The following is an 11,320-nucleotide window of genomic DNA, read 5'->3' on the forward strand; positions in this document are numbered from 1 at the left end:
GTGCGCTTCATCGAGGCGACGCCGCAGTTCCCATGGGAGTCGCTCGTGGACGCCGACTACACCCTCGACCAGGTGCCAGAGGCCCTCGCTGCCGCAGAGTCGCGGCAGGTGACCCGCGCGGGCATCGTCATCGACGACTGATCACCGGCGACAACCCGTCGACTTCCGCCGACGACGAGCAGAGATTTTGGCCAGCAGAGATTTTGGCCAGCACAGATTCCAGGCCAGCAGAGATTCCAGGAGAGACATGTCCCAATCAGTGCACACCGCGTCGGGAGCTGCCACGACGACGGCCTACATCGGCGGCGAGCGCGTGGCCGCCGAGCGCAGCTACGAGAACATCGACCCGGCGACGGGGGAGGTGCTCGGCCTCACCGCGCGATGCGATGCATCCCACGTGGATGCCGCGGTCGCAGCCGCACGGGCGGCGCAACCCGGATGGGCCGCCACCAAGCCGGAGGTCCGCGCCGACCTGCTGCAGGCGCTCGCGGCGGCCATCATCGCGAACCGCGAGGAGCTCACGCTGCTCGAATCTCAGGACACGGGCAAGCCGCTCACCCAGGCGCGAACGGATGCAACGGTCGCTGCTCGGTACTTCACCTTCTACGGCAGGGCCATCGACTCCTACTACGGCCTGTCCTTGCCCGTCGATCCGGCGTTCCACGTGTATACGCGGCGGGAGGCGCTCGGCGTCTGCGGCAGCGTCATCGCCTGGAACTACCCCATGCAGCTCTTCGGCCGGGCCGTCGCGCCCGCCCTGGCCACGGGCAACACCGTGGTGCTGAAGCCGGCCGATGAGACACCCCGCACCGCGGTGCGCATCGCGGAGCTCGCCGTCGAGGTCGGGATCCCCGCCGGGGTGCTCAACATCGTCACCGGCATCGGGGTCGAGGTCGGTGCCGCGCTCGCCGAGCATCCGGGCATCGACCACATCGGCTTCGTCGGATCGACCGCGGTCGGCACGTCGATCGCCACCGCGGCCGCCCAGAATGTGATCCCCGCGGTGCTCGAGCTCGGGGGCAAGAGCCCGCACGTCGTGTTCCCCGATGCCGACCTCGACGAGGCGACGATGTTCATCACGAAGGGCATCCTGCAGAACGCGGGTCAGACCTGCTCGGCGGGCTCACGACTCATCGTGCACGAGGATGTCGCCGACGAGCTTCTCGCGAAGCTGAAGACCTCCTTCGAGCGGGTGACCATCGGCCCGGGCTCCGACGACCGCGACCTCGGCCCCCTCGTCTCCGTCAAGCAGCAGGACCGAGTACGCGGCCTCGTCGACGGCGCCGACGGCCGCGTCATCACCGGTGGGCACGTGCCAGAGGGGCATGGGGCCGGCGCCTTCTTCGCCCCGACGCTCATCGCCGACGTCGACCCGAGCTCCGAGATCGCGCAGAAGGAGGTCTTCGGCCCCGTGCTGGTCGCCACGACCTTCACCGACGAGGACGAGGCGGTCCGCATCGCCAACGGAACCGACTACGCGCTCATGGCAGCGATCTGGACCCGCGACATCTCCAGGGCGCATCGCCTCGCCGCGCGCGTCGAGGCCGGGCAGGTGTACGTCAACGCCTATGGGGCGGGCGGCGGCGTCGAGTACCCGTTCGGCGGCTTCAAGAAGTCCGGCTACGGCAGAGAGAAGGGCGTCGAGTCGCTCGACGCGTACACCGAGACCAAGACCGTCATCGTCAAACTGTAGGGAGCATCATGACGCAGATCGTCGAAGGGTGGACGGGGCGGGTCTTCGAGGACTTCACCCCGGGAGACCTCTATTACCACCCGTTCTCCAAGACCGTCACCGAGGACGACAACATGACGTCGACCCTCATGACGCAGAACGTCGCGAAGGTCCACGTCGACGCGCGCCTCACGGAGAGCACCGAGTTCCGGCGCATCCTCGTGAACTCCTGTTTCACGCTCTCCCTCGTCACCGGGCAATCGACGATCGATCTGTCCATGAACGTGTTCGCGAACCTCGGCTGGGATGAGGTCCGGCTCCCGCATCCGGTCTTCGTGGGAGACACGATCTCGTCGCGTTCCAAGGTGCTGTCGCTCCGGGAGTCGCGCTCGCGCCCCTCGGTCGGCATCGTCGAGGTCGCGACCGAGGGCTACAACCAGGAAGGCGTCATCGTCATCAGCTTCCGACGCACGTTCATGGTCTCGAGACGCGGGTTCCTGCCGGTATCCCCGACGCCACGCCCCGACGAGTCGTCGCTGCCAGACGCGGTCGAGCGATGAGCGCCCTCGCGGCGGCGCAGACGCTGCTCTTCGTCCCGGGAGATCGGCCCGACCGCTTCTCGAAGGCGCTGGATTCCGGGGCCAGCCTGGTGATCCTCGACCTCGAGGATGCGGTCGCCCCCGACAGTCGGGAACGGGCGCGGACCGCCATCCGAGATCTGCTGGCCACGGCCGAACCCGGTCGTGTGCTCGTGCGGGTCAACCCGGCGGACACGGGCGACAGCGTGGCCGACCTCGCGCTCCTGGAGGACGTGTCCACCAGGTCGCCCGGCGCCCTCGCTGGCGTGGCCGTGCCGAAGGCCGAGTCGCGGGCCTACCTCCGGCAGGTGAGCGACGCCTCGGGTGGCGCGCCGATCCTCGCACTCGTCGAGACCGTGCGCGGCCTTCGCGTGGCGGAGACGCTCGTCACCCGCGGCCCGGGTGAGCCCGAGCTCGACGTGCGCCTCGCCTTCGGGGCGCTCGACTTCGCGGTCGATGCGGGTGGCGACGCAGACTCGCTGCTCGATGCGGCACGCGTCGAGCTGGTCCTCGCCTCGCGACTCGCCGGGGTGCCAGCCCCAGTCGAATCCCCGAGCGCCAGCATCCGCGACCTCGCGGCCGTCGAGTCCGCCGCCAAGCACGCCGTCGCACTCGGCTTCGGCGGCATGCTCGCCATCCACCCCGCCCAGCTGCCTGCCATCGCCTCGGCGTTCCGGCCGACCGACGCCCAGATCGACTGGGCCCGCCGCGTGGTCGGCGCAGGCTCCGGCGCCGTGCAGGTCGACGGGGCCATGGTCGACGCGCCCGTGCTGCGGCGAGCGCGGCGCATGCTCGCGGCCGTCGGGCAGGCATCGTGAACGGCCGGCCGCTCGACGGCATCACCGTGCTCAGCGTCGAGCAGGCGGTCGCCGCCCCGTTCGCGACGCGACAGCTCGCCGACCTCGGCGCCCGCGTCATCAAGATCGAGCGGGCAGGTGGCGACTTCGCGCGCCGCTACGACTCCACCGTGCACGGCACGTCGAGCTTCTTCGCCTGGCTCAACCGCGGCAAGGAATCGGTTGTGCTCGACCTCAAGGACGAGGTGGACGCCGAACTCTTCCGCAGCATCGCCGCGACCGCCGACGTCGTCGTGCAGAACCTCGCACCAGGCGCGCTCGACCGCCTCGGCCTCGGCTACGACGAACTCGCGGCAGGCAACCCCCGACTCATCTACGCCGAGATCTCCGGATACGGCACGGGTGGCAGCTACACGCGCAAGAAGGCCTACGACCTCCTCGTGCAGTGCGAAGCCGGCCTCCTCTCGGTGACCGGCACCCCGGAGCAGCCATCGAAGGTCGGAGCGTCCGTTGCCGACATCGCGGCAGGCATGTACGTGTACTCCGGTGTGCTCGCCGCGCTCATCCAGCGCGGACGGACCGGCGTCGGCGACCGCATCGAGGTCTCCATGCTCGAAGCGCTCGGCGAATGGATGCAGCAGCCGTACCTCTTCGCCGAGTACGGCGGCCGCCCGCCCCAGCGGCACGGTGCATCCCACGCCACCATCGCCCCATACGGCCCGTTCGAAGCCTCCGACGGGACCGTGTTCATAGGCATCCAGAACGAGACGGAGTTCGCGGGCTTCTGCCGCGACGTCCTGGGCGCGGCGGAGCTCGCCGACGACCCGAGGTTCAGCCTCAACGAGCATCGGGTCGCGAACCGGGACGCGCTCAGCGAGCTCATCGGAGCGGCGATCGCCGAGACCCCGAGCGATGAGGTGATCAGGCGCCTCGACTCCCTGGCGATCGCCAACGCGCGGATGCGGACGATGCCGGAGTTCTCCGCGCATCCGCAGCTCGCGGAGCGAGACAGGTGGGTCGAGGTCGAGACCCCCGGGGGGCCAGCCCGCTCGCTCCTTCCGCCCGTCACGGCCGGCTCCTACCGGCCGGCGATGAAGCCCGTGCCGGACACGGGCGAGCACACCGACCGCATCCGGCGCGAATTCGCCACCACCGAAGAACGGAACTGACATGTCACTCGCTCGCAGCTACGCGCAGCATGCCCTCGGCCCCGTGGACCTCGACGAGGAGCGCTCCGCGTGGATGCGCGCGCTGCTCTTCGATGCCCTCGCCGTGACGCTCGGAGGCAGCGGACGCGAGTCGGCCCGAGCTGCACGCGACGCTTACGCCGGGCTCGCCTCGGACGTCGCGCCGTCGTCCGTGTTCGGGGCTGCGCTTCGCCTGTCTGCGGAGGATGCGGCGCTCGTCAACGGCATCACCGCCCACGGGCTGGAGCTCGACGACACCTTCGAGGAAGCGTCCCTGCATCCCGCCGTGGTGCTGTTCCCGGCGCTCTTCGCCGCCGCGGAAGAGCACGGGGCGAGCTACGGTGCCCTCCTCGATGCCGCGGTCGTCGGGTACGACGTGATGTGCGACATCGGGGTCGTCCTCGGAGCCGCCGAGAGCTACGGCCGCGGCTTCCACCCGACCGGGGTCGCGGGCGCCATCGGAGCAGCCGCAGCCGTCTCCCGCCTCCTCGGCTTCGACGAGTCGCAGACGGTCGACGCCATCGGCCTCGCCTCGAACCTCGCGGCGGGCTCGCTCGAGTTCCTTTCCGACGGTGCCTGGACGAAGCGTCTCAACGCGGGTCACGCCGCGGCTGTAGGAATCCGGGCAACCCGTCTCGCCGCGGTTGGGTTCGTCGCGCCGGCCGCGGCCCTCGAAGGACGCGACGGGTTCCTCGCGAACTACGGCGACGGCTTCCACCCCGAGCGTGTGCGCACCATCACGCCAGGGGAATACGCCTGGCGGACGAGCATCAAGCTCTACCCCTGTTGCCGCTACATGCACGGCAACATCGACCTGCTCCTGGACGTCGCCTCGCAGCGGCCCGGCCTGTCCGCGGCCGAGGTCGACGACGTCGAGGTGGCCGTCATCGAAGCGGGCGCCCGCCTCGTCAGCGTGCCAGCAGACGCGAAGCTGCGCGTCGAATCGGCCGTGGATGCGCAATTCAACATGCCGTTCGGCGCAGCACTCGCGCTCACCACGGGAACGGCGACCGTCGACCAGTTCGACCGGGCTGCGGAGCTCGCGGACGAGCTGCTTCCGCTCATGAGGAAGGTGAGATGCGTGACCTCGCCTGCGGTCGAAGCGGCGTTCCCGGCAGACTGGACCGCCGAAGTGCGGGTCACCTTCACGGACGGCAGCGTGCACGAGGCTTCGACGAACGCCTACCGCGGCTCTCCCGGCGCACGCGCCTCACGACAGGACCTGCACGCCAAGGCGAGGGGGCTCGTCGGCGAGACGTGCGCGAACAAGCTCTGGGCGCTCGTGGAACGCGACCGCAGCGCATCCGTCGCAGAGCTCATGGAAGCCATGCCGCGGCCCGAATTGCCCGCTCAGTAAGATGTCCCCGTGCCGCTCCCACCCGACGAACGCCTCGAAGACGCAGCCCGTCGCTACGGCAGCATGCGCTCGTTCGCGGCCGAGTACCTCCGAGAGCGCATCATCTCCGGGGTGCTCCTGCCCGGGGAGTCCCTGCAGATCGACGAGATCGCGCAACGGCTGAAGGTTTCGGCGACTCCGGTTCGCGAGGCGCTGCAGTCGCTCCGCGTGGAGGGGTTCGTCGACGGCGTGCGCGGCCAGGGATTCCGCGTGCACCCGATCACGGCTGCGGACATCGAGGATGTCTTCCTCGTGCACGCCAATGTGGCCGGAGAGCTCGCCGCGCGTGCCGCGCGCAGCATCTCCGATGAGCAGCTGCGCGTGCTCGAGGCCCTGCACTACGAGCTGCTCGCCGCGGCCGTGCGCGGGGATGTCGAAGCGCTCGAGGCCCGCAACAACGAGTTCCACCACCTGCTCAACCACATCGTGGATGCTCCGAGGCTGCGCTGGCTCGTCGCCCTCTTCTCGAAGTACGTGCCCCGCAACTTCTACGCGCAGATCGAGGGGTGGCCCGAGGCGACGCGTGCGGACCACACGCAGATCATCGATGCCATCAAGGCCAGGGACGCGGAGGCGGCGAGGCATGCCGCGAGCGAGCACATCATCCACTCCGGGGAGCTGCTGGCCGCGCACTTCAGATCGGCGACGGCATCCGCCGATTCCCTCCCCAAACTCTGATCTCTCCCTCCGCCCCGGGTCCCCGAGGCCCCCGGCCCCCCAGACGCCGAGAGCGGACTTGTGGTCGTCAACCGTGAGGGTTGACGACCACAAGTCAGCTTTGGGGCTCGCCCCGTTCGGGGCCCGGCAGCGGTCGGTTTACTCGTCGAAGATGATGACCTGTCGCACGGCCTGCCCGTCGGCGAGCTTGTCGAGCGAGTCGTTGATCTCCGACAGCCGGATGCGTCCCGAGATGAGCTCCTCGACGGGCAGCTTCCCATCGCGCCAGAGCTGCGCGTAGACGGGAATATCGCGAGCCGGAACTGCCGATCCCAGGTAGGAGCCCACGATGGTCCGTGCCTCTCCGGTGAGCCCGAGCGGAGCGATCGATGAGCGCGCATCCGGCGAGGGGAGTCCGACCGTGACCGTCGTGCCGCCGACGCCGGTAGCGGCGACTGCGGTCTCGAAGGCGCGAGGATGACCAGCCGCCTCGATGACGATCGGGGCCTTGACGCCGTTCTCGGCGAGTTCCGCTGGCGTGTAGACCTCGCTCGCGCCAAGCTCCAGGGCCCGGGTGAGCTTCTCGGGGTTCGCGTCCACGCCGATGACCTTGCCCTTCTCCAGCGAGACGGCAGTGAGGAGCGCCGCCATCCCGACGCCGCCCAGGCCGACGATCATCACGGTGTCGCCGTCCTGCGGCTTGCCCGCGTTGATGACCGCGCCGCCGCCGGTGAGCACCGCGCAGCCCAGCACGGCGGCGATCTCCGGCGGCACGTCGTGCCCGATGGGCACTACCGACTGGCGGTTGAGCACCGCATGCGTCGCGAATCCGGAGACGCCGACGTGGTGGAAGATGTCCTTCCCGTCGCGGTGCAGCCGGAAGTGCTCGCCGACCAGGTAGCCGGCGTTGTTGGCGACGCTGCCGGGGGTGCACGGCAGCTTCCCGTCGGTCTTGCAGTTGTCGCACTCACCGCAGCGGGGGAGGAAGACCGTCGTCACCTGCTCGCCGATCTCGAGGTCGGTGACGTTCGAACCCACCTTCTCCACGATCCCCGAAGCCTCATGGCCGAGCAGCATGGGCGTCGGCCGTACCCGGTTCCCGTCGACGACGGACAGGTCGGAGTGGCAGAGCCCTGCCGCCCTGATGCGGATCAGGACCTCGTCGGGTCCCGGATCGTCGAGTTCCAGCTCGACGACCTTCAACGGCTTCGACTCCGAGTACGGCCGCGGCAGGCCGATCTCCTCGAGGACTGCTCCCTGGATGTTCATGCTGACTCCTTCGTCGATACATGCGGTGGATGCTGCGGCCCGGGGTGGGCTCGGTTCAGTACGATTTCGGCAGCCCGAGCACCTTCGTGGCGACGAAGCTGCGGACCAGGTTGTTGTTGATGGGGGCGACGGAGAACATCCGCGTCTCCCGGAACTTGCGTTCGACGTCGTATTCGTCGACGAATCCGTAGCCTCCGTGCGTGTCGAGGCACATGTTGGCGGCCGCCCAGGACGCTTCGGAGCTGAGCAGCTTCGCCATGTTCGCCTCAGCGCCGGCGGGCTCACCCGCATCGAACCGTGCGGTCGCCTCGTCCCGCATGAGCTCGGCAGCGCGAACCTTCATGTAGGCGTCGGCGATGGGGAACTGGACGCCCTGGTTGGTGCCGATGGCGCGTCCGAACACGTGGCGGGCCTTGGCGTAGGAGACGGCGCGCTCGATGAACCAGTAGCCGTCGCCGATGGCTTCGGAGGCGAGCAGGATGCGCTCGGCGTTCCAGCCGTCGAGCACGTGTCGGAAGCCGTTCCCGACTCGCCCGATGACCGCGTCGGCGGGCACGCGGACGCTTCGGTAGGTCACCTGGTTGGTGGCGTAGTTGAACATGGTGCGCACGGGGGTGACGAGCAGGGCGTCCGGCTGCTGTGCGCGGATCTCGCGAAGGTCGAGCAGGAACAGCGTGAGGCCGTCCGTGGTCCCCTTCGGGGTCTCGGAGGTTCGCGTGAGCACGAGTGCGAGGTCGGACTCCTCGAACCGGCTTGTCCAGGTCTTGTGGCCGTCGATCACGTAGCCGTCGCCGTCGGGGGTCGCGGTGGTCGTGATGGCGAGGGTGTCCGAGCCGGCGTCCTCGGTGATCGAGAATGCCTGGAGGCGGATGCTGCCGTCTGCGATGCCGGGGAGGTAGCGGTCTTTCTGGGCGTCGGTGCCGTGCCGCAGCAGTGCGGCCATCGTGTACATCTGCGCGTGGCAGGCGGCGGAGTGTCCTCCGGAGCGGTTGATCGCCTCCATGACGCCCGTGGCGGCGTCGATGCCGTAGCCGCCACCGCCGTACTCGCGCGGGATCATGACGGAGAGCAGGCCGGCGGCTCCCATGGCGTCGACGAATTCCTGCGGATAGCGGCGCTCGCGGTCGGTCTCACGCCAGTAGGCGTCGTCGAATTCGTCGCAGACCGCTTCAGTGCGCGCACGCAAGGCTGTTCTGTCGTCGCTGGCAGTCCGGCTTGTCACAGCGGCTCTCCTTCGGTCAGGGGCGGCACTCGCGGCAGGGCGACGGGCCGTCAAATATTTTTAGGATGATCGCCAACATAGCAAGGCTGAGAGCAAGCTACAAGGTATTGACCCCTTGAATATATTCGCTTACGGTAATCGGGAAGCGCTCCTCACGCTCGCCACCCAGAGCCCGAGCGCCTTCCCCCGCTGGGCCAATCAAAGGAGATGGCACGTGACGAACGACATCAAGCTCCACATCCTGGAGTCAGGAACCATGGAAGCCGACCTCACCTGGCTGCTGCTCAAGCCAGGCAGGGTCATCAAGACCCGCGACCACCGACACGACGAACGCGCATGGGGTCAGGTGCCGACGCACGCCGTGCTCATCGACCACCCGGACGGGCGCATCCTCTGGGACACCGGCGTCCCACGCAACTGGGCCGAGCACTGGGCCCCGACCGGCTTCGACGAGTTCTTCCCCGTCATCGACGACCCGCAGGCAGACACCGGCTACCTCGACTCCAGCCTCAAGCAGCTCGAGCTCACCCCAGACGACATCGACATCCTCGTGCTCTCGCACCTGCACTTCGACCACGCCGCCAACGCCAGGATGTTCGACAACGGCAAAACCCGCATCGTCACGAGCCAGGCCGAGCTCGACGGAGTCGCCACCATCACCGGGTACAACCAGGGCGCGCACATCCCCGACGACTTCAAGGGCCTCAACATCGGCGGCATCGCCGGTGACGACGAGATCCTGCCGGGCGTCAGCGTCATCCAGACGCCGGGCCACACGTGGGGAACCATGTCGCTCAAGGTCGACCTGCCCAACGACGGCACGAAGATCTTCACCTCAGACGCCGTCTACCTCGCCGACTCCTGGGGGCCGCCCGCGGTCGGCGCGGCCATCGTGTGGAACAACCTCGCCTGGCTCGAGTCGGTCGAGAAGCTCCGCCGCATCGCTCAGGAGACCGACGCCCAGGTGATCTTCGGCCACGATGAAGAGCAGAAGAAGGAGCTCACCTTCGCGCCGAACGGGTTCTACTCATGATCCTCTACGACTTCCGGTGCCAGGAAGGCCATCGCTTCGAGGCTGGCATCGAGTCGATGCTGGCCGACAACCCCGCATGCCCCGGATGCGGGACGGCGACCAGCCGTGTCCCCTCCGCGGTGCGGATCGGGGGCGCCGCCGACGCAGGACCCAGTCGCGCCGAGATGCCGCACAGCTGGCAGGGCATCGATCGCGGCCGCCCTGAAGCGGTCGCCCACTGGCGCTCCAAGATCGAGAAGCGCGAGAAGCTCGAGGCCAAGTACCCGGAGCTCGCCGGCGACCGTCGTCCGATCCTCGCCCACGAGGGGATCTTCCAGGGGCGCCCGCTGCGTGCGGGCGACGACATCAGCGCATCGGTCGCCTCCGCGACGGCCGCCGCAGCTCGGGCATCGGAATCGCAGACCTCGACGTCGAGCACAACCACCAGGAGAGGGACCGGAGCATGACCGCGACAGATTCCACGCACACCCAGACCGATGCGCAGCAGGCGTATGGCACGACGACGATCCTCGACGACATCGACCGCACCGCGTCTCGGTCCTACGAGGTGCCCTCCCCCGTTCCAGGCGGGGTCGTGCTGTCCATGATCCGCGCCAACGTGTGCGGTTCCGACGTGCACATCCTGCACGGCAGCCACCCCCTGGTTCGACCCGGCTGCGTCATGGGACACGAGGGCGTCGGCCGTGTCGCGGCCCTCGGAGACGGCGTCACGACCGACTTCGCGGGAGCCCCGCTCGCCGTGGGAGATCGAGTTGTCGCCACGTACTTCCAGGCCTGCCGCCGCTGTCCCGAATGCAACAACGGGCACGGCAACATCTGCCGAAACGCCTACACGGGATGGTCGAAGCAGGCCGACGAAGCCCCGCACTTCTTCGGCACGTTCGGCACGCACTACGCGGTGGGCCCGAACCAGGCCGTGTACAAGGTGCCGGACGGCGTCACCTCGAAGGCGGCCTCCTCGGCCAACTGCGCCCTGTCGCAGGTCTACTACGGGTGCCTCCTCGGGGAGGTCTCCTACGGAGACAAGGTCGTCATCTTCGGCGCAGGCGGGCTCGGCGTCTGCGCCTCCGCCGTCGCCTCCGTGCTGGGGGCGGAGGTCTACGTGGCGGAGATGACGCCGAGTCGGCTCGAGAAGGTCAAGGACTTCGGCGCCCACCACACGATCGATCTCTCGCAGGCTGCTGACGGCGCGGCACGCGTGCAGCTCGTCCGCGACGCGACGGGCGGGGGCGGTGACGTCGTGATCGACCTCACCGGCGTGCCGTCCGCGTTCTCGGAGTCGGTGCGGTCGGCGAGATCCGGCGGCATCGTCGTCGAGATCGGCAACATCTCTCCGAACAAGTACACGGACTTCGACCCTGGCCTCTTCACCCGGACCGGTGTGCAGATCCGCGCCGCCATCCGCTACCCGCTCGAGGTGCTCGGCAAGGCCGTGCGCTTCATCGAGGCGACGCCGCAGTTCCCATGGGAGTCGCTCGTGGACGCCGACTACACCCTCGACCAGGTGCC

General features: G+C 68.8%; 11 protein-coding genes. 9 read left to right on the forward strand and 2 right to left on the reverse strand.

Translation table 11 applies throughout. The features are described 5' to 3' along the window. Nucleotides 1-247: 247 nt before the first annotated feature. The 6 genes from ITJ67_RS19290 to ITJ67_RS19315 are packed head-to-tail and all read left to right on the forward strand — an operon-like array spanning nucleotide 248 to nucleotide 6,308. Nucleotides 248-1,693: an aldehyde dehydrogenase family protein gene (locus ITJ67_RS19290; protein WP_160073834.1), complete on the forward strand. Its 1,446-nt coding sequence runs from the start codon at nucleotides 248-250 to the stop codon at nucleotides 1,691-1,693. An 8-nt stretch (nucleotides 1,694-1,701) separates the two neighbouring features. Next, the gene (locus ITJ67_RS19295) at nucleotides 1,702-2,232 is read left to right on the forward strand and encodes a MaoC family dehydratase (RefSeq protein ID WP_194678722.1); all 531 of its coding nucleotides are present in this window, start codon (nucleotides 1,702-1,704) and stop codon (nucleotides 2,230-2,232) included. After that, nucleotides 2,229-3,068, forward strand: coding sequence for an HpcH/HpaI aldolase/citrate lyase family protein (locus ITJ67_RS19300; RefSeq protein ID WP_194678723.1), 840 nt, complete (start codon nucleotides 2,229-2,231; stop codon nucleotides 3,066-3,068). The genes ITJ67_RS19295 and ITJ67_RS19300 overlap by 4 nt, the downstream gene beginning before the upstream one ends. Next, nucleotides 3,065-4,216, forward strand: a complete 1,152-nt coding sequence (locus tag ITJ67_RS19305; protein ID WP_194678724.1) for a CaiB/BaiF CoA transferase family protein — start codon at nucleotides 3,065-3,067, stop codon at nucleotides 4,214-4,216. The genes ITJ67_RS19300 and ITJ67_RS19305 overlap by 4 nt, the downstream gene beginning before the upstream one ends. A gap of 1 nt (nucleotide 4,217) precedes the next feature. After that, nucleotides 4,218-5,591, forward strand: coding sequence for an MmgE/PrpD family protein (locus tag ITJ67_RS19310; RefSeq protein ID WP_194678725.1), 1,374 nt, complete (start codon nucleotides 4,218-4,220; stop codon nucleotides 5,589-5,591). A 9-nt stretch (nucleotides 5,592-5,600) separates the two neighbouring features. Further along, nucleotides 5,601-6,308, forward strand: coding sequence for a GntR family transcriptional regulator (locus ITJ67_RS19315; protein WP_194678726.1), 708 nt, complete (start codon nucleotides 5,601-5,603; stop codon nucleotides 6,306-6,308). A gap of 138 nt (nucleotides 6,309-6,446) precedes the next feature. Here the strand turns inward: ITJ67_RS19315 and ITJ67_RS19320 are convergent, their stop codons facing one another. After that, complete coding sequence (locus tag ITJ67_RS19320; RefSeq protein ID WP_104239745.1) at nucleotides 6,447-7,556, reverse strand: alcohol dehydrogenase catalytic domain-containing protein; 1,110 nt, start codon at nucleotides 7,554-7,556, stop codon at nucleotides 6,447-6,449. Nucleotides 7,557-7,611: 55 nt separating this feature from the next. After that, nucleotides 7,612-8,778, reverse strand: coding sequence for an acyl-CoA dehydrogenase family protein (locus ITJ67_RS19325; protein ID WP_194678727.1), 1,167 nt, complete (start codon nucleotides 8,776-8,778; stop codon nucleotides 7,612-7,614). Between the two features lie 214 nt (nucleotides 8,779-8,992). Between ITJ67_RS19325 and ITJ67_RS19330 the strand changes: the two genes are divergently transcribed. The 3 genes from ITJ67_RS19330 to ITJ67_RS19340 all read left to right on the forward strand — a co-directional run. Beyond that, nucleotides 8,993-9,811: an N-acyl homoserine lactonase family protein gene (locus ITJ67_RS19330; RefSeq protein ID WP_104239747.1), complete on the forward strand. Its 819-nt coding sequence runs from the start codon at nucleotides 8,993-8,995 to the stop codon at nucleotides 9,809-9,811. Next, entirely contained in the window at nucleotides 9,808-10,257 is a 450-nt protein-coding gene (locus tag ITJ67_RS19335; RefSeq protein WP_194678729.1) for a zinc ribbon domain-containing protein, read from the forward strand. The genes ITJ67_RS19330 and ITJ67_RS19335 overlap by 4 nt, the downstream gene beginning before the upstream one ends. Continuing rightward, nucleotides 10,254-11,320 (forward strand): zinc-binding dehydrogenase (locus ITJ67_RS19340; RefSeq protein WP_194678730.1); only part of this gene is annotated, 1,067 nt, incomplete at its 3' end. The genes ITJ67_RS19335 and ITJ67_RS19340, both read left to right, overlap by 4 nt.

The organism is Pseudoclavibacter sp. VKM Ac-2867 (genome assembly GCF_015351275.1).
Taxonomy (GTDB): domain Bacteria; phylum Actinomycetota; class Actinomycetes; order Actinomycetales; family Microbacteriaceae; genus Pseudoclavibacter.